At 65.8% G+C, this 24,810-nt stretch carries 27 protein-coding genes and 1 tRNA gene; 14 read left to right on the top strand and 14 right to left on the bottom strand.

Annotated features, from left to right (window positions below; all coding sequences use genetic code 11):
• The first annotated feature begins 6 nt into the window (after positions 1–6).
• From A7Q26_RS05195 to A7Q26_RS05215, 5 genes are all read left to right on the top strand, one after another.
• Entirely contained in the window at positions 7–258 is a 252-nt protein-coding gene (locus A7Q26_RS05195) for a twin-arginine translocase TatA/TatE family subunit (protein ID WP_066857572.1), read from the top strand.
• Between the two features lie 26 nt (positions 259–284).
• Entirely contained in the window at positions 285–716 is a 432-nt protein-coding gene (gene tatB / locus A7Q26_RS05200) for a Sec-independent protein translocase protein TatB (RefSeq protein ID WP_066857575.1), read from the top strand.
• Positions 713–1,492: a twin-arginine translocase subunit TatC gene (gene tatC / locus A7Q26_RS05205; protein WP_066857578.1), complete on the top strand. Its 780-nt coding sequence runs from the start codon at positions 713–715 to the stop codon at positions 1,490–1,492. The genes tatB and tatC overlap by 4 nt, the downstream gene beginning before the upstream one ends.
• A gap of 370 nt (positions 1,493–1,862) precedes the next feature.
• Positions 1,863–2,231 carry a BlaI/MecI/CopY family transcriptional regulator gene (locus A7Q26_RS05210; RefSeq protein WP_066857581.1) on the top strand — a complete coding sequence of 123 codons (369 nt, stop codon included), beginning with the start codon at positions 1,863–1,865 and terminating at the stop codon, positions 2,229–2,231.
• Positions 2,228–3,775, top strand: coding sequence for a M56 family metallopeptidase (locus A7Q26_RS05215; RefSeq protein ID WP_066857584.1), 1,548 nt, complete (start codon positions 2,228–2,230; stop codon positions 3,773–3,775). Before A7Q26_RS05210 ends, A7Q26_RS05215 begins: the two co-directional genes overlap by 4 nt.
• 2 nt (positions 3,776–3,777) lie before the next feature.
• Here A7Q26_RS05215 and rsmA read toward each other — a convergent pair whose 3' ends face one another.
• The 4 genes from rsmA to A7Q26_RS05235 all read right to left on the bottom strand — a co-directional run bounded on the left by rsmA (position 3,778) and on the right by A7Q26_RS05235 (position 9,368).
• Positions 3,778–4,617: a 16S rRNA (adenine(1518)-N(6)/adenine(1519)-N(6))-dimethyltransferase RsmA gene (rsmA, locus tag A7Q26_RS05220; RefSeq protein ID WP_066857587.1), complete on the bottom strand. Its 840-nt coding sequence runs from the start codon at positions 4,615–4,617 to the stop codon at positions 3,778–3,780.
• Complete coding sequence (gene pdxA / locus A7Q26_RS05225; protein ID WP_066857590.1) at positions 4,610–5,632, bottom strand: 4-hydroxythreonine-4-phosphate dehydrogenase PdxA; 1,023 nt, start codon at positions 5,630–5,632, stop codon at positions 4,610–4,612. Before pdxA ends, rsmA begins: the two co-directional genes overlap by 8 nt.
• Entirely contained in the window at positions 5,610–6,995 is a 1,386-nt protein-coding gene (locus A7Q26_RS05230) for a peptidylprolyl isomerase (RefSeq protein ID WP_066857593.1), read from the bottom strand. The genes pdxA and A7Q26_RS05230 overlap by 23 nt, the downstream gene beginning before the upstream one ends.
• 87 nt (positions 6,996–7,082) lie before the next feature.
• Positions 7,083–9,368 carry an LPS assembly protein LptD gene (locus A7Q26_RS05235; RefSeq protein ID WP_198162850.1) on the bottom strand — a complete coding sequence of 762 codons (2,286 nt, stop codon included), beginning with the start codon at positions 9,366–9,368 and terminating at the stop codon, positions 7,083–7,085.
• A 163-nt stretch (positions 9,369–9,531) separates the two neighbouring features.
• Here A7Q26_RS05235 and A7Q26_RS05240 point away from each other — a divergent pair, with 163 nt between their 5' ends.
• The 3 genes from A7Q26_RS05240 to ndk all read left to right on the top strand — a co-directional run bounded on the left by A7Q26_RS05240 (position 9,532) and on the right by ndk (position 11,919).
• Positions 9,532–10,977: a leucyl aminopeptidase gene (locus A7Q26_RS05240; protein WP_066857599.1), complete on the top strand. Its 1,446-nt coding sequence runs from the start codon at positions 9,532–9,534 to the stop codon at positions 10,975–10,977.
• Positions 10,977–11,414: a DNA polymerase III subunit chi gene (locus tag A7Q26_RS05245; RefSeq protein WP_066857602.1), complete on the top strand. Its 438-nt coding sequence runs from the start codon at positions 10,977–10,979 to the stop codon at positions 11,412–11,414. The genes A7Q26_RS05240 and A7Q26_RS05245 overlap by 1 nt, the downstream gene beginning before the upstream one ends.
• An 82-nt stretch (positions 11,415–11,496) precedes the next feature.
• Positions 11,497–11,919, top strand: a complete 423-nt coding sequence (gene ndk / locus A7Q26_RS05250) for a nucleoside-diphosphate kinase (protein WP_066857605.1) — start codon at positions 11,497–11,499, stop codon at positions 11,917–11,919.
• Between the two features lie 78 nt (positions 11,920–11,997).
• Here the strand turns inward: ndk and A7Q26_RS05255 are convergent, their stop codons facing one another.
• The 3 genes from A7Q26_RS05255 to A7Q26_RS05265 form a co-directional block, all read right to left on the bottom strand.
• Complete coding sequence (locus A7Q26_RS05255; protein WP_066857608.1) at positions 11,998–12,624, bottom strand: hypothetical protein; 627 nt, start codon at positions 12,622–12,624, stop codon at positions 11,998–12,000.
• A gap of 4 nt (positions 12,625–12,628) precedes the next feature.
• Positions 12,629–13,303, bottom strand: coding sequence for a glutathione S-transferase family protein (locus tag A7Q26_RS05260; protein ID WP_198162851.1), 675 nt, complete (start codon positions 13,301–13,303; stop codon positions 12,629–12,631).
• Positions 13,304–13,767: 464 nt separating this feature from the next.
• Positions 13,768–13,844: transfer RNA gene (locus A7Q26_RS05265), tRNA-Arg, on the bottom strand.
• Between the two features lie 84 nt (positions 13,845–13,928).
• Here A7Q26_RS05265 and A7Q26_RS05270 point away from each other — a divergent pair.
• On the top strand, positions 13,929–14,648 hold the full coding sequence (locus A7Q26_RS05270; RefSeq protein WP_066857611.1) for a queuosine precursor transporter: 720 nt from the start codon (positions 13,929–13,931) through the stop codon (positions 14,646–14,648).
• A 31-nt stretch (positions 14,649–14,679) separates the two neighbouring features.
• On the opposite strand, the gene truA is transcribed toward A7Q26_RS05270, so the two are convergent.
• Both truA and fmt read right to left on the bottom strand, forming a co-directional pair.
• Complete coding sequence (truA, locus tag A7Q26_RS05275) at positions 14,680–15,435, bottom strand: tRNA pseudouridine(38-40) synthase TruA (RefSeq protein WP_066857615.1); 756 nt, start codon at positions 15,433–15,435, stop codon at positions 14,680–14,682.
• Between the two features lie 4 nt (positions 15,436–15,439).
• The gene (gene fmt, locus A7Q26_RS05280; protein ID WP_066857618.1) at positions 15,440–16,348 is read right to left on the bottom strand and encodes a methionyl-tRNA formyltransferase; all 909 of its coding nucleotides are present in this window, start codon (positions 16,346–16,348) and stop codon (positions 15,440–15,442) included.
• 53 nt (positions 16,349–16,401) lie between these two features.
• Here fmt and recR point away from each other — a divergent pair, with 53 nt between their 5' ends.
• The 5 genes from recR to A7Q26_RS05305 all read left to right on the top strand — a co-directional run bounded on the left by recR (position 16,402) and on the right by A7Q26_RS05305 (position 19,570).
• Complete coding sequence (gene recR / locus A7Q26_RS05285; RefSeq protein WP_066857621.1) at positions 16,402–16,998, top strand: recombination mediator RecR; 597 nt, start codon at positions 16,402–16,404, stop codon at positions 16,996–16,998.
• Positions 16,999–17,081: 83 nt separating this feature from the next.
• Positions 17,082–17,483, top strand: coding sequence for a hypothetical protein (locus tag A7Q26_RS05290; protein ID WP_066857624.1), 402 nt, complete (start codon positions 17,082–17,084; stop codon positions 17,481–17,483).
• A 54-nt stretch (positions 17,484–17,537) separates the two neighbouring features.
• Positions 17,538–18,068: a peptide deformylase gene (def, locus tag A7Q26_RS05295; RefSeq protein ID WP_066857627.1), complete on the top strand. Its 531-nt coding sequence runs from the start codon at positions 17,538–17,540 to the stop codon at positions 18,066–18,068.
• 272 nt (positions 18,069–18,340) lie between these two features.
• Positions 18,341–18,643: a hypothetical protein gene (locus A7Q26_RS05300; protein WP_066858021.1), complete on the top strand. Its 303-nt coding sequence runs from the start codon at positions 18,341–18,343 to the stop codon at positions 18,641–18,643.
• Positions 18,644–18,817: 174 nt separating this feature from the next.
• A complete protein-coding gene (locus A7Q26_RS05305) occupies positions 18,818–19,570 on the top strand; it encodes a L,D-transpeptidase (protein WP_066857630.1) in 753 nt (250 codons plus the stop codon).
• Positions 19,571–19,947: 377 nt separating this feature from the next.
• Here A7Q26_RS05305 and phoB read toward each other — a convergent pair whose 3' ends face one another.
• The 5 genes from phoB to pstC are packed head-to-tail and all read right to left on the bottom strand — an operon-like array spanning position 19,948 to position 24,806.
• The gene (gene phoB, locus A7Q26_RS05310) at positions 19,948–20,649 is read right to left on the bottom strand and encodes a phosphate regulon transcriptional regulator PhoB (RefSeq protein WP_066857633.1); all 702 of its coding nucleotides are present in this window, start codon (positions 20,647–20,649) and stop codon (positions 19,948–19,950) included.
• Between the two features lie 3 nt (positions 20,650–20,652).
• Entirely contained in the window at positions 20,653–21,348 is a 696-nt protein-coding gene (gene phoU, locus A7Q26_RS05315; protein ID WP_066857636.1) for a phosphate signaling complex protein PhoU, read from the bottom strand.
• A 22-nt stretch (positions 21,349–21,370) separates the two neighbouring features.
• Positions 21,371–22,159, bottom strand: coding sequence for a phosphate ABC transporter ATP-binding protein PstB (gene pstB / locus A7Q26_RS05320; protein WP_066857638.1), 789 nt, complete (start codon positions 22,157–22,159; stop codon positions 21,371–21,373).
• Between the two features lie 8 nt (positions 22,160–22,167).
• Entirely contained in the window at positions 22,168–23,412 is a 1,245-nt protein-coding gene (pstA, locus tag A7Q26_RS05325) for a phosphate ABC transporter permease PstA (RefSeq protein WP_066857640.1), read from the bottom strand.
• The gene (gene pstC / locus A7Q26_RS05330; protein WP_066857643.1) at positions 23,412–24,806 is read right to left on the bottom strand and encodes a phosphate ABC transporter permease subunit PstC; all 1,395 of its coding nucleotides are present in this window, start codon (positions 24,804–24,806) and stop codon (positions 23,412–23,414) included. The genes pstA and pstC overlap by 1 nt, the downstream gene beginning before the upstream one ends.
• Positions 24,807–24,810 lie beyond the last annotated feature (4 nt).

Genomic DNA, 24,810 nt, shown 5'->3' on the forward strand with positions numbered 1-24,810 from the left:
TGAAAAATGGGTTCCTTCTCGCTGATGCACTGGGTGATCGTGCTCCTGGTCGTCATGCTGCTGTTCGGTGGCGGCCGGATTTCCGGTCTGATGGGTGATGTCGCCAAGGGCATCAAGAGCTTCAAGAAGGGCATGGCGGACGATGATGACGCGGTCACGCCGACCAAGCCCGCCACCCGGATCGAAGGTCATCGCGTCCCCGAACAGGATGCGCCGAGCGCGACGCCGACCGCATCCGACGAAAAGACCAAGGCCTGATCGCTAGCACAGGCCGATAGTCCCGCATGTTTGGCATCGATTCGACCGAACTTCTGGTGATCGTGATCATTGCGGTGATCGTGATCGGGCCGAAGGATTTGCCGCGCGCGCTCTACAAGGTGGGGCAGATCGTGGGTAAGGCGCAGGGCATGGCCCGGCATTTCCGCACCGGGATCGACGCCATGGTGCGCGAAGTCGAACTGGAAGAGCTGGAAAAGAAGTGGGCCGCGCAAAACAAGCGGATCATGGCGGAGCATCCGGCCGAGACTGCGGCCGAAGCCCTGCCCGCTCCGGATGCCGGCGACACGCCGCCGTTCGTGGCCGAATCCGCGCCGCTGGCCGACGAGCCGCCCTATGTTGCTGAATCGGCGCCCGTGGCGACCCCGGCCTCCGATGGCCCGCCCTATGTTGCGGAAGCGCCCGCTGCCGGAGCGCGCAAGGATGACGCAGCGGCATGATCACGGATATTGACGACAGCAAGGCGCCCCTGCTGGATCATTTGATCGAGCTGCGCAGCCGCCTGCTCAAATGCGTTTATGCGCTCTTCCTGACAGGCGCGATCTGCTTCTATTTTTCGGAGCAATTGTTCGCCATCCTTGTCCACCCGCTGAAGGAAGCCTTTGGCGACGGCGGCGGCAAGCTGGTCTATACCAAGCTTTACGAAGCCTTTTTCGTGCAGGTGAAGATCGCCGTGTTCGGCGCTTTCTGCCTGTCCTTCCCGATCATTGCCAACCAGCTCTGGGCCTTCGTCGCGCCCGGTCTTTACGCCAAGGAAAAAAAGGCGCTGCTGCCCTTCATCCTGGCCACGCCCTTCCTCTTTGCCATGGGAGCGAGCCTCGCCTATTTCGTGGTGATGCCGACCGCCTTTCATTTTTTCCTGGAGTTCCAGGGCAATAGCAGCGGCCTGTCGGTAGAGGCGCTGCCCAGCGCGGACTCCTATCTCGGCCTGGTCATGCAGTTCATCCTGGCCTTCGGCATCAGCTTTTTGATGCCGGTGCTGCTGATGCTGCTCAACCGTGCGGGGTTCGTGACGCGCGCGCAACTGATCAGCTTGCGCCGCTACATGATCGTCGCCGCTTTCATTCTGGCTGCGGTGCTGACTCCGCCCGACGTCGTATCGCAGCTGATGCTCGCGATCCCGTTGCTGCTGCTGTACGAAATCACCATCATCGCCATCTGGTTCACCGACCGCAAGCAGGCGAAGGATGAGGCGACCGAGGAAGCGTCGGCCTGAACTGACCCGGATGATGATGGCTTTGCGCGGGGTCGAACGCCGCCCGCGAACGCCTCTTCAGCCGTTCCACGACATGAGACGAACCGGGTGGGGGATGCCTGCGGAGACCTGCCGGCATCCCCCGGTAGTTGAACGGTGGGAACGCCCATCGTGTCGCAATCGCCGTGCCAATATGATGCCGGTCAGGAAAGTCGGCCATTGCAAAGGTTAACGGGCGGCATCCGGGCGTTCGCTTTGTCAAAATTCCCGACATAGTCCGATTCCCGTTGAAATGGCGAGGCTGTCACTCGCTCGAACTTCTATTGACTACATTCGTAATCGATGCGACTACATCTGTGGTTGTCAAACGGATGAGTCGGGTGTCGGGCAAGTGAGCGAGAAGATCAGCGAAGCGGAACTGGTGGTGATGGAAGCGCTGTGGGAACAGGCGCCGCAGACCGCCAATGACGTCGCCGACCGCGTCGCCGCCGACCGTGACTGGAGCCTTCAGACCGTCAAGACGCTGCTGTCGCGACTGATGGCCAAGGATGTGATCGCCGCCGACCAGGATGGCCGCCGCTTTCTCTATCGCCCGCTGGTGGCGCGGGACGATTATGTCGCGGGTGAATCCGGACGGCTGGTGAACCGGCTGTTCGGCGGGCGCGTGTCGCCGCTGGTCGCCCAGCTGGCGCAGCAGGATCAGTTGACGGCGGACGATATCGCCGAGCTTGAGGAAATCCTGAAAGGATTGAGATCATGAGCGTCTGGCTGGCAGAAACCCTGATCGCTACCACCTTGCTGATGGCGCTGGTCATGATGCTGCGAAGACCTGTCGCGCGCTGGCTGGGGGCGGGGGCGGCCTATATGCTCTGGCTTCTACCCTTGGCGCGAATGCTGATGCCCGCGCTGCCGGACGATGTAGTCGATCCCTCGCCGTTGCATGTCGCGGTCGACCAGGCCGGTTTGCCCGCAATCTTCAACGACGCGCCGATCGGTGCGGCAGTCGACACCGCGCCGGGTCTGCCCTGGCTGGAAATCGCCATTGCCATCTGGTTCGTTGGACTGATCGTCTTCCTGGCGATCCAGGCCGTGGGCTATGTCCGCTTCCGCCGTCACATATTGGCCGGATCGACCGAGATCGGCATGGAAGGCCGCATCCGCATCATCACCAGCCCCCAGGCGTCGGGTCCGCTTGCCTTCGGCATTTTCCGTCCCTTCATCGTGCTGCCGCCCGATTTCGCCCTGCGATACGATCCGCAGGAGCAGGACATGGCGATCGCGCATGAACGGGCGCATCATGAACGCGGCGACCTGACCGCCAACATGATCGCACTGCTGCTGCTGGCGATCCACTGGTGCAATCCCGTCGCCTGGATGGCCTATCGCGCCTATCGCGCCGATCAGGAAACCGCCTGCGACGCGCGTGTCCTGTCGCTCTACGGCAGCGACCAGGCCCACGCCTATGGCCGCGCGATTTTGAAGGCCGCCGGCGGTCGGCAGTTCGCCGGCGCCTGTCATCTCACCCGTCTCGCCACGCTCAAAGGGAGGCTGAAAATGTTGTCGACTCATGAAACATCGCTGCGGCGGATCAGCTGGGGCATGGCGGCTGTCGCGCTCGTCACCGCCACCGGTCTTGCCCTCACCGCATCGGGCAGTCGCGCCGCGCAGCAGATGGCGGCGCTGACCGAAAAGGTCGAAGGCGCCGATCTCGCTCGCCTGACCGATCTGGTCGCCCAGCCGGCGCAGGCCAGCATCCCTGCCGTCGCCGCCGTGCCAGCCGTTCGAGCCGTGCCTGCCGTCCCGGCCGCGCTCGGGCACGCCGATCCGCAGCCCCAGGCCGTGCCGCTGCCACCGGTCCCGCCTGTGCCGCCCGCCGCCGACATGGTCGCACCCATTCCGCCAGTGCCGCCTGCGCCGCCGGTGACGGTGCGCAGTGAGAAGGGGCGGATCATGGTCACCCACGCCGATGGACGGGTCGAAAGTCATCGCATTCCCACGGAAGCGGAAATCGCCCGGATGGTGCCGATCGTCGATGTCCGTGAGGGCTGCGACGGCAACGAGATGACCAGTCACCGCGAGACGGTCGACTCCGATGGCCGCCGCCATATCCGTGTCCGTATCTGCGAGCGGGCTATCGAGGCGCAGGCACGGCACGCCGCGCGCATGGGCAAGGCTGCCGCGCGGGCCGGATTATTGTCTGCCCGCGCCCAGATCGCCGCCACGCGGATGCCGGCTGCCGACCGGGCCGAGGCGCTGCGGGACATTGACGAGGAGATCGCCGAACTCGATGGCGAGAAGGACTGAGGTCAGCCGTGGCCCAGACGCCGGGCCACGGCGACAAATTCCTCGACGCTCACCGTTTCCGCGCGGCGCTGCGGGTCGATCCCTTCGGCCTCCAGCGCCGCCAGAGCGCCGGGCAGTCCCTTCAGGCTCTGGCGCAGCATCTTGCGTCGCTGGCCGAAGGCGGCAGCGGTCAGCCGCTCCAGATATTTGAGCTGCACATCCTCGGGCGCCGGCTTGGGGGTCAGGTGGACCACGGCCGACATGACCTTCGGCGGCGGCGTAAAGGCGCTGCGATGCACTTTCATCGCGATCCGCGCATCGCTGCGCCACTGTGAAAGCACGGCGAGGCGGCCATAATGGTCGGTGCCGGGTTTCGCCACGATCCGCTCGGCGACCTCCATCTGGAACATCAGGGTCAGGCTTTGCCACCAGGGTAGCGGCGACCAGTCGGTCGACAGCCAGCCGACGAGCAGGGGTGTGCCGACATTATAGGGCAGATTGGCGATCACATGCGCGCCGTCGCCGGCCTCGCTCTGGGCATCGACCTGCATGGCGTCGCCGGAAATGACGCGCAGCTGGTCGGGGAAGGCTTCCTGCAATTCGGCCAGGGCTGGCAGGCAGCGCTGGTCGCGCTCGACAGCGACCAGTTGCGCCCCTGCACGCAGGATCGCGCGGGTCAGGCCACCGGGGCCGGGGCCGACCTCGAACGCGCGCGCCGTCTTGAGTGGGCCGGGGATGGCCGCGATGCGGTCGAGCAATTGTTCGTCGAACAGGAAATTTTGCCCCAGCGCCTTGCTGGCCGCGAGGCCATGGCGCGCGATGACATCGCGCAAGGGCGGCAGCGCCGGACGGGACTCAGCCATGGGCGATGCGGGCGCGGGCGGCTTCGGCCGCCATCCGGAGCGCGGCCATCATCGCGCCGGGATTGGCGCTGTCGGTGCCGGCGATGCCGAAGGCGGTGCCATGGTCGGGCGAGGTGCGGACGATCGGCAGGCCCAGCGTGATGTTGACGCCTTCGTCGAAATTCAGCGTCTTGATCGGGATCAGCGCCTGATCATGATACATGCACAGCGCCGCGTCGTAGGTTTCGCGGGCGCGGGAATGGAACATGCCATCGGCAGCCAGCGGCCCGACAATGTCGAGGCCATCCGCGCGCAGCAGGTCGATGGCGGGACGGATCACGTCGATTTCCTCGCGGCCCAGCGCGCCATTTTCGCCGGCATGGGGGTTTAGCCCCGCGACGGCGAGGCGCGGGCGGGCGATGCCGAAATTGCGTTGCAATCCCTTGGCGGTGGTCAGCGCGCGGCTGCGGATCAGGTCGATGGTCAGGGCGGCGGGCACTTCCGCGATCGGGATGTGGATCGTGATGGGCACGACTTTCAGTGACGGGCCGGCCAGCATCATGACGGCATTGTGCGGCGCAACTCCACAGCGTTCCGCGATGAATTCGGTCTGGCCGGGATGGGTGAAGCCGACCCCGTACAGCTGTTCCTTCCCCACCGGGGCCGTGACGACGCCGCCTGCCGATCCCGATCGCGCCAGGCCGACCGCGACTTCCAGCGCCTGGAAAGCGGTACGGGCGCCATCGACACAGGGGCTGCCCGGAACGATGTCGCCCGCCTGCGCGACCTGGAGGCAGGGAAGGGACGATCCGAAGGCGTCGGCGGCTTCCTCCGGACTGTCGATCTGGACGACCGGCCCGAGCCACACGGCGCGCAGCGAGGCGATGTCGCCGACCGCGAAGAAGGGCGGCAGGCCGCGCGCCTCCCGCATCACCCAGCTCTTGGCGACGATCTCCGGCCCGATCCCCGCCGGATCGCCGAGCGAAACGGCGAACGGAGCGAGGGGGGGCGCGTCAGTTATATTCGATGACGGCATCGCGGCGAAGATCCCGCAAATAGATGCGCGCGCGCTTGTTGACCCGTTCTTCCTCCAGCTGCGCCATGATCTGGTCGGCATTGGGGGCGTTTGCGGAGGCCGGATCATCCCGGCCGCAGACCACCAGGACGCGCACGCCGTCAGTGATCGAGCCGAATGGCGGTGTCGATTCACCCACCTGCAGGTTGAGCAATATGTCCTGCAACTGCGGCGGCAGGTCGCGGACCTTCACATTGTCATTGTCGACCACGTCGGCGCCGATCTTCGCGCCGACCTCATTGGCCTGGCCGCACCCCTTGATCTCCTTGATCGCGGCCGCGAAGCTCGCGGCCTTGGCGCTTGCCTGTTCCTTGGTCGTGCCCTGCGGGAAGAGGACCGACAACTGCTTCAGGCTGAGCAGCGAATCGCGGGGATCGGCGGTCAGCACCTTGCGCTTGTCCATGACGTAGATGAGCGACACGCCACCCACCGTCTCGATCGGTCCGGCGATCTGGCCGACCTGCATTTCCGCGGCGGCCTGCGCCAGTTCGGCCGGGAGCTGCGCGGGGCGAATCCAGCCAAGGTCGCCGCCAACCGCGGCCGTCGACGCTTCGGAAAACTGGCGGGCATAGGCCTGGAAGCTGCCGCCTTGCTGGATTTGCTGGATGATGTTGCGGGCGTTGGCGACGATCTGCTCGCGATTTTCCGGCGTCGCCGAAAGATAGATTTCGCCGATCCGATATTCGTCGCTGCCCTTCGCGGCGTTGAGGCGGTCGATGACCGACTTCACTTCTTCCTCCGACACGTTGACGAAGGGCTGGATATTGCGGCGGAGCAGGCGGCTCCAGGCGAGTTCGCCCTCGATCTGCCGCTTGATGCTGGCGGACGAGCTGCCCTTTTCGCGCAGATAGCCGTCGAACTGGGTGGGCGACTGGCGGAAATTGGCGGCAACCCGCTCATAGCTCTGGTTGACCTCCGCCGGATCGACCTTGATGTCGTTGGCGGCGGCTTCCTGGATCTGGAGCGTCTCGTCGATCAGGTTGCGCAGAACCTGCACGCGCAGCCGTTCCTTTTCTTCGGCCTCCACCTTGCCGCCATTGGCGGTGATGATGAGGGCGAGGCGCTGATCGACGTCGGTGCCGGTGATGATGCGGCCGTTCACGATCGCGGTCGCCTTGCGGACATTCGGATCGCTCTTGCCGAAGACGGTGACGTCCTTGGGCAGGTTGAGCTGCTGCGCGGCGATATCGCCGCTATCATCGACGGTCTGGGCGGCGACCGACTGGATGCCGGTGCCGATCAGCGCGGACGACAGCAGCAGGGCGCGCAAACCGGTACGAACGCCGCGGATCATGCGGTTGGGCGTGGAAACGACAGGCAGCATCGTCGGCAATAATCTCCAATACGGTCCGATACATGATGTATCGATCCGCCTTAACCAGCCCTGACGGGGACGCGGGAAGCGTGATCCTTATATGCCAATATTGCGGAAAGCTAGCCGTAGCTGGAAACCATTGCCCTTTCGCGCGTCGCCATTGGCCTGGTAGTCGCGTCGCCAGGTGAGGCCGAGCGTCAGGCAATCATCCTCATAGGCGAAGCCCAGCCGATGGCGGACGGGTTCATATCCGTCGGCGGCGCTGACCGGATCTTCCTGCGCGTCGGTCAGGTCGACGACGGTCGATCCGAAGACGGACCAGAAGCGCGCGAACTGCACCCGACCGCCCAGGCGCAGCTCCTCGCGATCCTGAAGGTCCTCAAGCCCGGAGATGGCGTTGCGGTTGAGGCGCAGATAGCCGACCATGGCATAGGTCTTCTTGCTGCCCACGGTGGCGTCGATCTCGTTGCGGCGGACCGACAGACTATCCTTGTCCAACCGGAAACGGTGGGTGAAGGCCACCAGATTCTTGTAGCGGAGCGTGGTGCGCCCGACGATGTCGGAGGTGCGGTCGGAAAGGCCGGTGCCGTCGGGCAGGATGCTTTCCCGGCGGTCGAGGCGATAGCTTTGCCCGACGATGCTCTGGAGCGAGAAATTGGCCAGCTCCAGGCTATATTCCAGGCCATAGGTGACGCGCGAGCTGTCCTCGAACCGGTCATAGCCGGCGAAGCGGTTGAGCGCGAAGAGGTTGCTGTCCTCCAGGTCGACGGCGCGGGCATCTTCATTGGGCAGCGACAGGTTGGCAAGGTGGGGGGCGGCCACGATCTGCACGCGCGGCGCGATTCGCTGGACACCGCCAAATGCCTCGCCGACGAAGGGCCAGCGCATGTCGACGGCGGCTGCAGCGATGCCGCGCGCCTGCCAGCCCGGATCGCCGGCGTAGCTGGCGACCGAGGTCAGCAGATTGTCGCTGCTGTGATAGACGTCGCCGCGCAGATAACCGGTGAACGTCACTTCCTGGCCAAGCCCGGTCAGCGTGCGCAAATTCCATTCTGCGGCTGCGAAGGCGCGTTGCGTGTCCTGGCCGCTGGTCCGGGTGATCGCCAGCGTGTTCGCCTGCAATTGCAGCACGCCGCCTAGCCACGGATCCTTCATCCGCAGCCGATAGTCGATCACCGGCAGCGCGATCGGGGTCTGCCCCTGCGAATCGCCCTGGCGCAGCGTCTGCACCGCCCAGCCGCGAATCGAGAAATAGCTGTCCTCGCCAATGCGCTGCCCGCCGATGGTCGATCGCAGTCGGTCGTCGCGGCTGATGTCGTAACGGCGCAGGAAGGTGCGGTCGGTGGCCACGCGGATCGACCCGTCGACACTCCATTCCGGGCTGAGCTGCATCGCGCCGCTGGCATCGAGATAGCCGCGAATATCCCTTTCCGAATCTGCCGGTGTGGTGCCCGCAGCGCTGTCGCTGGTCGCGACGCGGCTGCCATGGGTGATGTAGCCGGTGATCTGGTAGGCGCCGCGATCGGTCAGGTGGCGGAAGTTCGTCTCCAGCATCGGCAGCGTGTCGGTGTAGACGTGCGGCGTGATGGTCAGGTCGCGATTGGGCGCCAGTTTGTAATAATAGGGCAGCGCGATTTCGAAGCCGTTGGTGCGGTCGTAGCGCAGGTTGGGCATCAGCAGGCCGCTGCCGCCATTGTCGCCGACCGGATGGGACAGGCCGGGCAGGGGTATGAGCGGCAGGCCGAACAGCTCGATATTGGCGTTCTTGTACGTCACGCGTTCGCGCGTGGGATCGTAGATCACGCGGACGGCATTGATCTGCCAGGTCGGCTCCTTGGGGCAGCCATCGCTGTCCTCCACCGCGCAGCCGGTATAGGCGGCGCGGTGGAGCGTGTAGACGCCGTTGACGCGCTCGCCCTTGACTGCCGCCAGGCGGCCGCCGGACTGGAGCACCAGAAGCATATTGTCGACCGCGCCGTCCTTGAGCGTGTCGGTCACGTCGAAGCGGTCGCCATAGGCGATATTGCCTTCGGGGTCGGTGACGGAGACATTGCCCTGCGCCTCCACCTTGCCCGAGTTGCGGTCCCATACGACCTTGTCGGCGCGCAGGCGGTTGCCGTCGCGCAGCAGCTGCACATTGCCGCTTGCGGTCACCACGTCGCTGTCGCTGTCATATTGCAGCGTGTCGGCCGCAAAGCCGAGCTGGTCCTCGCTGTCCGGCACCGGCGCGTCAGGCGCGCTGATCGGCGTCTGCGGTTCGTTGAGCTGTTGCGCCAGCGCTTGCGGGCCGGCGGCGAACGCGACACCGCCCAGCAATGCGGCGCGGAAGGAAATGGGGAACAGGGCGTTTTGCAAGCAGGGGGGCCTTATCGACGGGCGCATCTGGCGTCCCGCCTATCGCACTGATTGGCTGTCCGCAATCGCCCGCGATCCATGACGGGCCGCAAAATCGGTCGAAGCGCTTTGCCAGACGGGGAAAGCGCACTATCTGGCAGACAAGAGCGCGGTTCCCGCCGCCCGCCGACAAAAGAGGAAAAGAGCCCAGATGGATATCCACTTCAGCCCGACCCGTCCCGATGCGGACACCCTGGTCTTTGCCGTGCCCAAGGGTGGCTTCGACACATTGCCACTGGCCGCCGCGCCGACGCTGGCGGCTGGCGCGGCGTCTTCGCGCTTCACCGGGGAAACCGCGTCGGTCTTCGAAAGCTTTGTCGCCGAAGGCGGCAAGACGCTGCGCGTGCTGTTGCTGGGGATCGGCGCCGGCAGTGCGCAGGATGTCGAGAAGGCCGGCGCGGCGCTGACGGGCAAGCTGGCGACAAGCGGCGCAATCCATGCCGCGGTCGAATTCTTCGGCGGCGCCAGTGGCGAACTGGCGGCGCAGTTGGCCTTCGGCGCGCTGCTGCGCGGCTGGCGCATCGACACTTATCGCACGCGCCAGCCGGAAAAGGCGAAGCCGACGCTGAAGACGCTGACCCTGGTCGCGGCCGGCGCGGACGCCGCGTGGGAGCAACTGTCGGCGGTGGCGGCGGGAGTCGCCTTCACCCGCGAACTGGTGTCGGAGCCGGCGAACATTCTCTACCCCGAAAGCTTCGTCGAACGCTGCCGGCATCTGGAAGAGCTGGGCGTGAAGATTACCGTTCTCGACAAGGCGGCGATGGAAGGCCTGGGCATGGGATCGCTGCTGGGCGTGGCGCAGGGTTCGGTGCGCGAGGCGCGGTTGCTGGCGATGGAATGGGACGGCACCAACGGCGCGGTCGAAAAGCCGGTGGTGTTCGTCGGCAAGGGCGTGACCTTCGACACTGGCGGCATCTCGATCAAGCCGGCGGCGGGCATGGAGGACATGAAGTGGGACATGGGCGGCGCGGGCGCGGTCGCGGGCGCGATGAAGGCGCTGGCCGGGCGCAAGGCCAAGGCGCATGTCGTGGGCATCTGCGGGCTGGTCGAAAACATGCCTGACGGCAATGCCCAGCGTCCGGGCGACATCGTCACATCCATGTCGGGCCAGACGATCGAGGTATTGAACACCGACGCCGAAGGGCGGCTGGTTCTGTGCGACGCGCTGACCTGGGCGCAGCGCACCTACAAGCCGGACGTGATCGTGGACCTGGCCACCCTGACCGGCGCGATGATCGTGTCGCTGGGCAGCGAATATGCGGGCATTTTTTCCAACGACGATGGCCTGGCCAACGATCTGATCGCGGCGGGACAGGCGGTGGGCGACCCGCTGTGGCGCTTTCCGCTGTCTGCTGCCTATGACAAGCTGATCGACAGCCCGATCGCCGACATGAAGAATATCGGCCCGCGCTATGCCGGGTCGATCACCGCGGCGCAGTTCCTCAAGCGCTTCATCGAGGATGGCGTCAAATGGGCGCATCTCGACATTGCCGGGATGGTCTGGGCCGACAAGCCCGGCGGCACCTGGGACAAGGGCGCGACCGGCTATGGCGTGCGCCTGATCGACCGGCTGGTGGCGGACAAGTTCGAAGCCTGATGCAGGTCGATTTCTACCAGCTCGGCCGCGATCCCGTGGACCAGGTGCTGCCCGCCATCGCGGCGCGCATCCTTGGCCTGGGCGCGCGGCTGCTGGTGGTCGCGCAGGAGCCGGACCGGCTGGAGCGGATTTCGGCGGGTCTGTGGGCCGGCCCGCCCGAAACTTTCCTGGCGCATGGCCGGGCGGGCGATGGGGGCGAGGCGCACCAGCCGATCCTGCTGAGCGGGGACTGCAACCCGCTGAACGGCGCGGCGCATGTCGCTCTGGCGGACGGCATCTGGCGCGAGGAAGCGCTTGGGTTCGAGCGCGCCTTCTATTTTTTCGACGCTGACACGATCGAGAGCGCGCGCGCGAGTTGGCGCGCGCTGAGCAGGGCCGACGGCGTCGAACCGCGTTTCTGGCGGCAGGAAGGCCGCAAATGGGTGCAAGGCCCGTAGCGGTGAAGCCTCTTGCGGCGCGGGACCGGCGCGTCTAAAGGGCGCGCAACTTTATTCCCCCACCATTGGAGTACCGAGGGCCATGGCCGTCACGCGCACCTTTTCGATCATCAAGCCCGATGCGACCCGTCGCAACCTGACCGGCGCGGTCACCAAGATGCTGGAGGAAGCTGGCCTGCGCGTCGTCGCCTCCAAGCGCATCCGCATGAGCCGCGAACAGGCCGAAGGCTTCTATGCCGTTCACAAGGAACGCCCCTTCTTCGCCGATCTGGTCGCCTTCATGATCTCCGGCCCGGTGGTCGTGCAGGTGCTGGAAGGCGAGAATGCCGTGCAGCGCAACCGCGACATCATGGGCGCAACCAACCCGGCCAATGCCGACGCAGGCACGATCCGCAAGGAACTGGCCGAATCGATCGAAGCCAATTCGGTCCACGGGTCTGACAGTGAAGAAAATGCCGCGATCGAGATCGCCTATTTCTTCAAGCCCGAAGAAATCGTCGGCTAAAACCGATATCGTCTCCGGACGAGCAAGAAGGCCCGGCGCTCCCACAGGGGCTGCCGGGTTTTTGTTGGCTGGCTTGGCTCAGCGCTTCGTCTGGCGCGCCCAGCGGGCGTCGATCTGGGCCTGGGCGCCTGCTCCTTGCGTGGGGCCGACGAGCGACAGGCCACGCAACGTCAGCCGATGGCCCGACAGCCATTTCCCGGCAATGCCATAGCCGATGGCATAGATGGCGGAGTCGCTGCGCGTGTCGCCATTGACGACGAACTGGGTGACGATTGTCACCGGCAATGTCTCGTCGCCGATGCTGTCATCGGGCAGCTTGGCCGCATTGCGCGCTTTTTTCAGCGCGTCCTCGAACCAGCGGGCCTCGATCCGCGGTTCGCCGGTGGTATCGACCGGCGCGATGCCCAGCGCCGTGGGGAAATGGATCGTCTGGCTCTGCACCAGTTGACCGGGATCGGTCGGCTTGAGCGTCAGCCGGCTGTCGCCATCGGCCTGCCCATTCAGTACCAGCCGGGCGGCACGGGCGGAATCCCGGAGGCTCTGCGCCGCTTTGTCGGCGCGCTCGTCCTTCTTGTTCGCCCAGTTGAGATAAAGGGTGAGGGCGGAGATGAGTACCGCGGCCACCGCCAGCAATTCGCCCAGCGTGATCCAGCGCCGGCGGATTCTGGCGGCTTCCTCCTTGCGAGTCTCCGGGCTGTCGCTCATCGGCTCAGGCCGTCTGGGGCGGGACTTCGAACTTGTCGATCACCCATTCCTCCGCCTGCGCGCCGCCGATCCATTCCTGCATCCACGGATGGGCGATGACCGCGCGCATATAGGCTTCGGCGAAGCGGGCGACCGGCAGCTGATAGGTGATGAAGCGGGTCACGACCGGCGCGAACATCAGGTCGGCGCCGCCGAACGCCCCGAACAGATATTCGCCGTCGCCGCCATGGCGGGCGCGGGCCTCAGCCCAGAGCTGCATGATCCGGGCGATATCCTGTGCCACGGCTTCCGACGGCGGAACGGCGGGATAGATCTGGCGGATATTCATGCTGTGCTCGCGGCGCAGCGCGGCGAAGCTGCTGTGCATTTCCGCTGCCATGGACCGGGCCATGGCGCGCGCGGCGGGATCGGCGGGCCAGAATTTGTCGCCGCCGGTCTTCTCGTTCAGATATTCGACGATCGCCAGGCTGTCCCAAACGACGATGTCGTCGCCGTCCCACAGGATCGGCACCTTGCCCGACGACGGCGCGAACTCGTCGCCCTCGCGCCTCTTTTCCCAGGCTTCGTCATAGAGGGGGACGACCACCTCCTCGAAGGGCAGGCCGGACAGCTTGCACGCCAGCCAGCCGCGCAGCGACCAGCTCGAATAGGCCTTGTTGCCAATGAACAGCTTCATCATGTCCGTCTTCTTAGACGGCCAGGGAAGCCGGTGTCGAGCGACGATAATGGGGACCGGGATAATCTCCGACGCGGCATGAACGCCACAAAAGGAAAGGGCCAGGCTCGCGCCTGACCCTCCCTTCGGCCCGAAAGGGGGTGGCTTCAGGGCACGGAAGCAAGGTCATTCCGGTCGATAGCCGAGGCGCGGGAAACGCGGGCGCAGGACGCTGGCGGCAATGCGGGGGCAATTGCCGTCAAGACATACCTCAATCCCATCTGTTCCTCGCCCAAGGCCGCTCCCGTTCGGTTCGGCAGGGACGACTCACTTCATATCGGCAATCATAAGCCGGTCACGGCCGTGGCCGAACGCATCTTACGGATGATGACCGTTCAACCAGAGGACCGCCTGGACCCCTGTCCATCGGGTCAAGATGGTGAGCCATTCGAAGGCGGTGCGACTGGTCCGATTGCCGCATTCTCTATTGGCGACCCCGGCAGGATTCGAACCTGCGACCATTCGCTTAGAAGGCGAATGCTCTATCCAACTGAGCTACGGGGCCGTGCGCCTGCCGCGATAGCGGGCGAGGGAACGGCTTGCAACAGCACGGCTTGCAATCATCCGACCAGGCGATAAGCATGTCCGCATGAACGAGGGGGCTGTTCACAAGGTCGATGCCGGGGCGTTGGGTACGCGCCCGCTGCGCTATTTCGATTTCTTCATGGCGGCATTCGTCGCCATATTGCTGCTGTCGAACCTGATCGGCGCGGCCAAGCTATCGACGCTGGGCGGCTTCACCTTCGGCGCTGGCATCCTCTTCTTCCCGCTCGGCTATGTGCTGGGTGACGTGCTGACCGAAGTCTATGGCTATGCCCGCGCGCGCCGCTGCGTCTGGGCGGGTTTCGCCGCGATGCTGTTCATGGCGCTGATGAGCTGGGTGGTGGTCGCCCTGCCGCCTGCCGAGGGCTGGCCCGACCAGAAGGCCTATGAAGCGGTGTTCGGCAGCACCTGGCGCATCGTCTTCGCCTCGCTCTGCGCCTTCTGGGCGGGCGAGTTCGCCAACAGCTTCGTCCTCGCCAAGATGAAGCTGCGGACCCAGGGGCGGCAGCTGTGGACGCGCACGATCGGATCGACGGTGGTGGGGCAAGGGGTGGACAGCCTGATCTTCTACCCGCTGGCCTTCTATGGCGACTGGAGCGACGCGCAGGTGTTGACGGTGATGGTCACCAACTGGGCGATGAAGGTCGGCTGGGAAGCGATCCTGACCCCCGTCACCTACGCCGTGGTGGGCTTCGTCAAGCGGCGCGAAGGGCTGGACGTCTACGATGCCGGCACCGATTTCACGCCCTTCAGGGCCAGCCTGTGAAAAATGTCGATGCGCGCGCCAACGCGCGCCTTCATAGGACCGCCTCGCCCGGATAGGCGGCGCGGACGAAATAGAGGCCATCGGGCGGCGCGTTCAGGCCCAGCGCCGCGCGATCCTTCGCCTCCAGCGCCGCGCGCAGGTCGTCCGCGCTCCACCGCCCCATCCCGACCATCGTCAGGCACCCGACCATCGACCGCACCTGATGGTGAAGGAAGGATCGGGCCGCCGCATGGATGGCGATGCGGTCGCCGTCGCGCGCCACGTCCAGCCGGTCGAGCGACTTGACCGGGCTTTCCGCCTGGCAATGGGCCGACCGGAAGGTGGTGAAGTCATGCCGCCCGACCAATATCTGCGCGGCCTCGTGCATTGCATCCGCATCGAGCGGCTGGATCACCCGCCACGCCAGCCCCTGCTCGAAGGTCAGCGGCGCCCGCCGGTTGGCGATGCGATAGACATAGGACCGGCCGATGCAGGAAAAACGGGCGTGCCAGTCGTCGGGCACGGCGTCGCACGCCAGGATCGCCACCGGGGCCGGCCGCAGCCGCGCATTGATCGCCTCCATGAGGCGGAAGGGGGCGATCTCCTTCGCGATCTCCGCATGGGCGCGCATCGCCAGGCCATGGACGCCCGCATCGGTCCGCCCGGCGGCATGGATCACCGCGCGCTCGCCGGTGACGGCGAGGATCGCATCTTCGATGGCCTGCTGCACGCTGGGCCCATGGGCCTGGCGTTGCCAGCCCATGAAGGGGCGGCCGTCAAACTCGACGGTGAAGGCGAAGCGGGTCATGGTTTCAGGCGTCGATCCGGCTGCCCGCCGGCATCTCATATCCGCGCAGCAATTCGCCCGGCGTCATCGCGCCCTTGCCCGCGCGCTGGATCAGGGTCGGGCGGATCGCGTCATGGCCGCAACCGATCAGCAGGCTGTCGTCCAGCATCTCGCCCGGCGTCCCGGCATGATGCTCGACATGGGCCGCAAGGATGCGGAAGCGCTCGCCACGATATTCGAAGAAGGCGCCGGGGAAGGGGTTGAAGGCCCGGACCTGCCGTTCGACCTGATGCGCGCCGCGCGCGAAGTCGATCCGCGATTCCGCCTTGTCGATCTTGGAGGCATAGGTGACGCCCTCCTCCGGCTGGGCCATCGGCGGGTGGAGCGCGATGTCGTCGAGCACCTCGACCATCAGTTCCGCCCCGGCAAGAGCCAGTTCGGCGGTCAGGGTGCCCGCAGTCTTGTCCTCGATCGGGGTGACATGCTTGGCCCGCATCGGTCCTGTGTCCAGCCCTGCCTCCATGTCCATGATGGTGACGCCGGTGACATTGTCGCCCGACAGGATCGCCCGCTGGATCGGCGCCGCTCCGCGCCAGCGCGGCAGCAGCGAGGCGTGGATGTTCATGCAGCCATGGCGTGGCGCATCCAGAACCGCGCGCGGCAGGATCAGGCCATAGGCGGCGACCACCGCGACATCGGCGTCGAGCGCAGCGAAGGCGCCCTGCACCGCCGCCTCCTTGAGCGACACCGGCGTGTGCACCGCGATCCCCAGTTGCTCGGCCCGTGTCTGGACCGGGGAGGGGCGCAGTCCCTTGCCGCGGCCGGCCGGGCGGGGGGGCTGGCTGTAGACCGCGACGACGTCATGACCCGCCTGCACCAGCGCGTCGAGCGCGGGAACGGCGAAATCGGGGGTGCCCATGTAGATGATACGCATGATGGATGCTCAAACCCCTTGTCTCTCCCAGTTGCAACCCCTTATCTCACGATATGGCTTCACCTGAAATCGAGGCGCTCACGCAAGCGCTGTCCCGCTTGCCCGGCCTTGGCCCCCGCTCGGCGCGGCGCGCGGTGCTGCACCTGCTCAAGAAGCGCGAGGGCGCGATGGAGCCGCTGCTGCGCGCGCTGGAGGCGGTGAACGACCGGCTCGTCACCTGCCATGTCTGCGGCAATGTCGACACGGTGGACCCTTGCGGCATCTGCGCCGATCCGCGCCGCGACGCACGCGCGCTCTGCGTCGTGGAGGATGTGCCCGACCTCTGGGCGCTCGACAAGTCGCGCCTCTTTCCCGGCCGTTTCCATGTGCTGGGCGGGCGGCTGTCCGCGCTGGAAGGGGTGCGGCCGGAGGATTTGACCATCGACGCGCTGGTCGCCCGGCTGGAGCAGGGCGGCATCGACGAAGTGGTGCTGGCGATGAACGCCACGCTGGAGGGGCAGACCACCGCCCATTATCTCGCCGAGCGGCTGGAGCGCTTCCCCATCCGCCTGACCCAGCTCGCCCATGGCGTGCCGGTCGGCGGCGAACTCGACTATCTGGATGAAGGCACGCTGGCGCAGGCGCTGCGCGCGCGGCGGCCGGTGGGATAGGACGACCTGCCAAAGCTGCCAGCTTTCCACGCCGCCGCGCTCGGCTACACCGGGCCTGGCAGCCGGCCGGAAAGGACAGCCCGATGATCGACCTCAGCCGCACGCACCGCAAGGGCATCGCCGTCGCCGACATCGAACGGGCGGTGGCGGACTATGGCGCGGCGCTGGGCCTGGCCTTCGCGCCGGTGCGCGATTTCGATGCCTTGCCCTTCTGGACGGCGCGCGCGGGTTTCGGGTGCGCGCGACCTACTCGCTGGGTGGGCCGATCCATCTCGAACGGGTGCAGGGCGATAGCCATTTCTATGATCCCGCCAGGCCGGCCAGCGCGCCTCTCGGGCCTGGGCGGGGCCCTGCGCGCAGCCAATATGCGGCCCGAAGCGGGCTATGGCATGATCGCTTATTGCGCCTCGCCGGACGGCGCTTTGTTGGTGGAACTCAGCTCCACCGCGCTCAAGCCCGCCATCGACGCATGGCTGGGGGAGTAGTCGTCGCGCGGTCGCTCGCTTGATATTTCGCCCTGTTCCATCTATGTTCGGACAATGGCAATCCTTCCGATCCTTGAGGCGCCCGATCCGCGCCTGCGCACCATTTCGACCCCGGTCGAGGCGATCGACGACGATCTCCAGCGGCTGATCGACGACATGTTCGAAACCATGTACGACGCGCCCGGTATCGGCCTCGCCGCAATTCAGGTCGGCGTGCCCAAGCGGGTGCTGGTCATGGACCTGCAGGAACCCGAATCGGACGAGGAGGGCGCGCCGCCGGTCCGCAAGCCGATGGTGTTCATCAATCCGGAAATCCTCAAGGGGTCCGACGAACTGTCGGTCTATAATGAGGGCTGCCTGTCGGTCCCCGACCAGTATGCGGAGGTGGAGCGCCCCGCGACGATCCGCGCCAGCTGGATGGACCGGGAAGGGCGCATTCATGAGGAACAGCTCGACGGTCTGCTCGCGACCTGCCTCCAGCATGAAATGGATCATCTGGAAGGCATATTGTTCATCGATCATCTCTCGCGCCTGAAGCGCGACATGCTGCTCAAGAAGCTGAACAAGGCGCGTCGCGCCGCCTGACGCAAACGGCTCGCGATCGAAGCGAAAACACGCCTCGGCCCCTTCGGCCGGGGCGTTTTGCATTTCGGAACCTCTGCGGCGGGGCGAGTGCAGGCGGCGTCCAATGGACTAGCCTTGCCTACTTGGTTAACCGGCCGTTCAACTGCGAAAAATCGGCGGAAATCTGCCCCTCCATTCACCCGAAGGGATGCACAATCCGACAAAATCGCGTTGTCGCTTCGACCGCGCTCGGCTTGGCAATGGGCGGTCATTTTGACCTACAGGAGAATAAGATGTCGCCGTCCTTGACGAAAATTGCCCCGATGGCATTGATTTTGATCGGTTCTGTCGCCTTGAGTGGCTGCGCCACCAAGGGTTTCGTGCGTGAACAGGTCGCCGTCGTGAATCAGCGCGTCGATGCGCTGGACGCGAAGCTGCAACAGACTGATGGCACGGCGCAGCAGGCGCTGGGCGAAGCGCGTTCGGCTTCGGGACTGGCGCAGCAGAACGGCCAGCGTATCGACCAACTGGGTGCGCGCGTCGACAGTGTCGAGCAGCGCATGGTCGAAGCGCAGCGCAAGCGCCCGCGCAACTAAAGCATCGTGCGCAAAAGTGGGCACCGGTTTTGCACAAAAAACGATGCGACCACAGACAACTAGAGCGCGCGTCCTGCGTCCGATTTAACGCAGCGCGCTCTGAAGGCACGACAGACAGAAGGGCCGGAGCCTGCAGGTCCCGCTCCGGTCCTTTAACGCGAGTATTTTCCCAAGATGATCAGACTATCGCGGGCGCCGATCGCAACCATGCTCTCGGCTGTCGCTCTTGTCGTCGCTCCGCCTGCGCTCGCAGCGAAGAAGCCACGCAAGGCGCCGGATCAGGTCGCGACGGCGCCAGCGGACGCGACCGGGAGTGCCCCGGCCGCCGAACCGGAAAGGCAGCCCGATGCCACCGAAATTACGTTCGATCCGACACCCGCCGCGCAGCGCGTACTGCGCTGGGTCGGTTCGGCGCATGACAATGGCAAGCTGCCCTATGTCATCATCGACAAGCAGGCCGCGCGCATCTGGTTGTTCGATGCCAAGGGCAGCCGCATCGCCGACGCGCCCGTCCTGATCGGGATCATGGCCGGCGACGACGCCACGCCTGGCGTCGGCGCCAAGTCGCTTGCGGAAATCGGTCCAGCGGAAAAGACCACTCCTGCCGGCCGCTTCCTCGCCCGCTTTGGCGTCGCCGCGGGCAAGACGCGCGTGCTCTGGGTCGACTATACGACCTCGGTCGCGCTCCACACCATCCCGCCCGGCAACCCCAAGGAAAAGCGCGTCAACCGGATGCTCTCCCCCGACATCGCCGACAACCGCATCACCTTCGGCTGCATCAACGTGCCCAAACGCTTCTACGCGCAGGTCGGACCGCTCTTTCGCAGGAAGGGCGGCTATGTCTACATCCTGCCCGACGCGAAGCCGATGGAGGATGTGTTCCCGCAGCTCCACGCCTATCCCATGACGGTCGCGGCGGTCGGTTGAAGCTGCTTCTGATTCAACCCCGCATCCCCGCGCCGAACATCAGCGACACGAACAGCAAAACTGGATTGGATGAAGCGCGATGACTTCGGTCGCCCGCAAAGCCCAGCGGACCGGAGCGGGTTGACCTGTCTTCCACGACCAGAACAGCGGATATTCGCCCTTCAGAAGCGCCAGCGCCAAGGTCAGCCAGGGAATCGCCCAATTGACGAAGATCATGGCGAATCTGCCCACCCGCAGTTATCGGGCGTCGCCGGCAAACCTATCATCGCGATCAACGCCAGCGTTGGCAGATACTGGAAAAGATGGGAAGGCATTGGCCCGATGGTCAAGGCTCCAATGTCTTCCATGAAGCTTAAGAGGCGTTTAGCGCCGCCGCCTCAGTTCATCCCCTCGGTATCCAGCGCATAGCCCGCCGACCGGACGGTGCGGATGATGTCCTGGAACTGCCCGTCGCCGTTGATCGCCTTGCGCAGGCGCCGGATATGGACGTCCACGGTGCGCAGCTCGATGTCGCTGTCCTGGCCCCACACGCTGTCGAGCAGCCGCTCGCGCGAGAAGACCCAGCCGGGATGCTCCAGAAAATGCTTGAGCAGGCGGAATTCGGTGGGGCCGAGCGGGATCACCTGGCCGCCCCGGCGCACCTTGTGGCCCACCGTGTCCATCTCGACATCGGCGAAGGTCAGCGTCTCGCCGGCCAGTGCCGGCCGCACGCGGCGCAGCACCGCGCCGACGCGCGCCACCAGTTCGCGGGGGCTGAAGGGCTTGGTCACATAATCGTCGGCGCCGGTTTCGAGGCCACGCACCCGATCCTCTTCCTCGCCGCGCGCGGTGAGCATGATGATCGGAATATTGGCGGTGCCGTTCATGCGGCGCAGGCGGCGGCACACTTCGATCCCGGACAGGCTTTCGACCATCCAGTCGAGCAGCACGATGTCCGGCGTGTTTTCCTGCGCCATCAGCAGCGCCTCCTCGCCGTCGACCGTGTGGGCGACGTCGAAATCCTCGCGCTTGAAATGCCAGATGAGCAGTTCGGCGAGCGCCGCGTCATCCTCGACCAGCAGCATTTTTGCTCGCGCCATGGATCAATCCTCCGGCTGAATGTCGGCGCCGCGCTCGCGCTCGGGCAGGGTCTGGCCGGTCGCGGCATAATAGACCATTTCCGCGACATTGGTCGCATGGTCGCCGATCCGCTCGATATTCTTGGCGATGAACAGCAGATGGGCACATTCGCTGATCGTCTTGGGATTTTCGACCATGAAGGTGACGAGCGTGCGGAACATGCTGTTGTAGAAATCGTCGACCACCGTGTCGCGCTCGACAACCGCCAGCGCCAGATCGGCGTCGCGCGCGGCGAAGGCGTTGAGCGCGTCATGCACCATCTCGCCAGCGACCTGGCCCATGGACGGCAGCAGCGAGATCGGCTCCAGCGTGCGGGTGTTGGTCGCGATCAGCGGCACGCGCTTGGCGATATTCTTGGCATAATCGCCGATCCGCTCGACCACGCTCACGATCTTGAGCGCGGCGATCACGTCCCGCAGGTCGTTGGCCATCGGCGCGCGGAGCGCGATGATTTCGATCGCCAGCTTTTCGACCTCCGCTTCGATCGCATCGATGCGCTTGTCTGCGGCAACGACGTCGGCCGCCAGCACCTTGTCCTGACGTTGCAGCGCCAGCATCGCATTCTCGATCGCCGCCTCCGCGCGACCGCCCATTTCGGCGATCAGGCCGCGCAGCTTGTCCATTTCCTGATCGAACGCCTTGATCGTATGTTCTGCCATGTCTCGTCTCTCTCGCGCCGGATCAGCCGTAGCGGCCGGTGATGTAATCCTTGGTCCGCTCCTGGCGCGGATTGGTGAAGATGTCGGATGTCACGCCATATTCGACCAGTTCGCCCAGGTGGAAGAAGGCGGTCCGTTGCGACACGCGCGCGGCCTGTTGCATGTTGTGCGTCACGATGACGATCGCGTAGCGGCCGCGCAGCTCGTGGATCAGCTCCTCGATCTTCGCCGTCGCGATCGGGTCGAGCGCCGAGCAGGGTTCGTCCATCAGGATGACTTCCGGTTCGACCGCGATGGCGCGGCCGATACACAGCCGCTGCTGCTGGCCACCCGACAGGGCGGTGCCGCTGTCGTGCAGCCGGTCCTTCACTTCCTCCCACAGGCCCGCGCGACGCAGCGACTTTTCGACGATCACGTCCATGTCCGCCTTGCCCGCGGCCAGGCCGTGGATGCGCGGCCCATAGGCGATATTCTCGTAGATCGACTTGGGGAAGGGGTTGGGTTTCTGGAACACCATGCCCACCCGCGCGCGCAACTGCACCACGTCCATCGACGGAGCGTAGATATCCTCGCCGTCCAGCGTGATCGTGCCTTCGACACGCGCCGATGCGACGGTGTCGTTCATGCGGTTCAGCGTCCGCAGGAAGGTCGACTTGCCGCAGCCCGACGGGCCGATGAAGGCGGTGACATGGTCCATGCCAACATCGATCGACACGCCCTTGATCGCCTGCTTGGGGCCGTAAAAGACCTTGATGTCGCGCGCGGTCATCTTCGGGTTGGCGATGGCCAGGCTTTGCTGTTCTTCTGTCATGGGGGTCTTTACCACCGTTTTTCAAACTTGTTGCGCAGGTAGATGGCGAGGCCGTTCATCGCGAGCAGGAAGGCGAGCAGCACGATGATCGCCGCGGAGGTCTTTTCGACGAAGCCCTTGGAGACTTCGTCCGACCAGAGGAAGATCTGCACCGGCAGCACCGTGGCCGGATCGGTGATGCCCCCCGGCGGCGTGGCGATGAAGGCGCGCATCCCGATCATCAGCAGCGGCGCCGTTTCGCCCAGCGCGCGCGCCATGCCGATGATCGTGCCGGTCAGGATGCCGGGCAGGGCGAGCGGCAGCACATGCTGGAACACCACCTGCACCGGGCTTGCGCCGATGCCGAGCGCCGCGTCGCGGATGCTGGGCGGCACGGACTTGATCGCGTTGCGCCCGGCGATGACGATGACGGGCATGGTCATCAGCGCCAGCGTCATGCCCCCTACCAGCGCGGCCGAACGCGGCAGATGCAGGAAATTGAGGAAGATCGACAGGCCAAGCAGGCCGAAGATGATCGAGGGCACGGCGGCGAGGTTGTTGATCGACACCTCGATGATGTCGGTCCACCAGGCCTTGGGCGCATATTCCTCCAGATAGAGGGCGGTCGCGACGCCGATGGGGAAGCTCAGCACCAGGGTGACGAGCATCGTCAGCAGCGACCCCTTGAACGCGCCCCAGATGCCGACCTGCGTCGGATCGGTGCCGTCGCTCGCCGACAGGAAGCTCCAGTTGAAGCCGGTCGACAGGACGCCCGCCTTGTTCAGCCGCTCGACCGCTGCTTCCGCCTCGGGCGAACCATCGCTCTTGGCGGCCAGGTCGACCGCGGTCGAGGCGGGGACGCTGATCGTTTCGGTGCGGCCGAGAATTTTCGGATCGGCCTTGATTGCGTCGCGGATGCTGATCCAGGCGGTGGGCGACAGCCATGCGTCGGCGTCGGCGCCCAGCGCCTTTTTCGCGACTTCGCCCGTCACCATCGGCAGGTTGGCCTGGTTGAGCGCCTCGTCGGTGATGGCGGCGGGATCGAGCAGCAGCGGGGAGGCCGGGAAATCGACCGTGAGCGCGATCTCGGTCCGGGTGAAGCCGCGCAGGCCATTGCCCATCATGGTGAAGAGCAGGAAGGCGAGGAAGGCGGCGCTGAGCGCCACCGCGCCCAGGCCCAGCAGGCGGAAGCGGCGCTCGGCGGCATAGCGCCGCGCAATCCGCCGGCGCATCACGTCCGACTTCCAGTCGGTGGGGAGACGTTCGGCCGTCATCAGTCGTAAGCCTCGCGATATTTCTTCACGACCCGCAGGGCCACGATGTTGAGCAGCAGCGTCACGATGAACAGCACCAGCCCCAGCGCGAAGGCCGCCAGCGTCTTGGCGCTGTCGAATTCCTGGTCGCCGGTCAGCAGCTGGACGATCTGGGTCGTCACCGTAGTCACGCTTGCGAAGGGGTTGAGCGTCATGTTGGCGGCCAGGCCCGCGGCCATCACCACGATCATCGTCTCGCCGATGGCGCGGCTGACGGCCAGCAGCACGCCGCCCACCACGCCGGGGAGGGCGGCGGGGATGAGGACGCGGGTGATCGTCTCGCTGGTGGTGGCGCCCATCGCCAGGCTGCCGTCGCGCATCGACTGCGGCACGGCGGCGATGCTGTCGTCGGCCATGGAGGAAACGAAGGGAATGATCATCACGCCCATCACCAGACCAGCGGCCAGCGCGCTTTCGGAACTGGCCCCATGGATGCCGACCGAGACGGCAAGGTCGCGGAGCGCGGGGGCCACGGTCAGCGCGGCGAAATAGCCGTAAACGACGGTGGGTACGCCGGCCAGCACCTCCAGGATCGGCTTCATCCACTGGCGCACGGTGGGGCTGGCATATTGCGTCAGATAGACCGCGCTCATCAGGCCCAGCGGGATGGCCACGATCATCGCGATGATCGCGCCGATGAAGATCGTGCCCCAAAAGAGCGGCACGGCGCCGAACGCATCCTCATTGCCATAGCCCATGGCGGCCGACTGCGGGCTCCATTTCAGGCCGAAGAGGAAGTCGAGCGGGTTCACCATCGAGAAGAAGCGGAAACTTTCCCACAGCAGCGAGGCGACGATGCCCAGCGTGGTGACGATCGCCAGCAGCGACGCGAGCAGCAGCAGCGCCATCACCAGTCGCTCGACCCGCGTGCGCGCCCGGAAGTCGGGACGGACGCGGGTGAAGGCATAGGCGCCCCCGGCAAAGGCCAGGATCAGCGCCAGCACCGCGCCGCCGACGCCATAGCTGCTGGTCGCCGCGCGATAGGGTTCGACCAGCGCCTGCGACGCCGGGTTGAAGGCGCCGGCCTGCATCCCCGTCGCGATCGCTCGCGCCTCGCCCAGGATGGCGGAGCGGGAGAAGGCGTCGAGGGGCAGGCTCTGCGCCGCCGGGTCGGCCAGCACGGCCTGGGTCACCAGTCCCGGCGACACATTGGCCCATACGGCCAGGAAGATGCCGGCGGGCAGCAGCGTCCACAGCGCGACATACCAGCCATGATAGCCCGGCAGGCTATGCACAGCGTCGCGCCGCCCGGTGGCGCGCGCGGCGGTCTGTAACCGCAGCGCGCGGGCGCGGGCGCTGACCCAGGCGATCGCGCCCAGGCCCGCCAGGAGCAGCAGGATTGCAGGTCCGGTCATGTCG

Source organism: Sphingobium sp. TCM1 (genome assembly GCF_001650725.1).
In the GTDB taxonomy this organism is placed as follows: Bacteria; Pseudomonadota; Alphaproteobacteria; order Sphingomonadales; family Sphingomonadaceae; genus Sphingobium.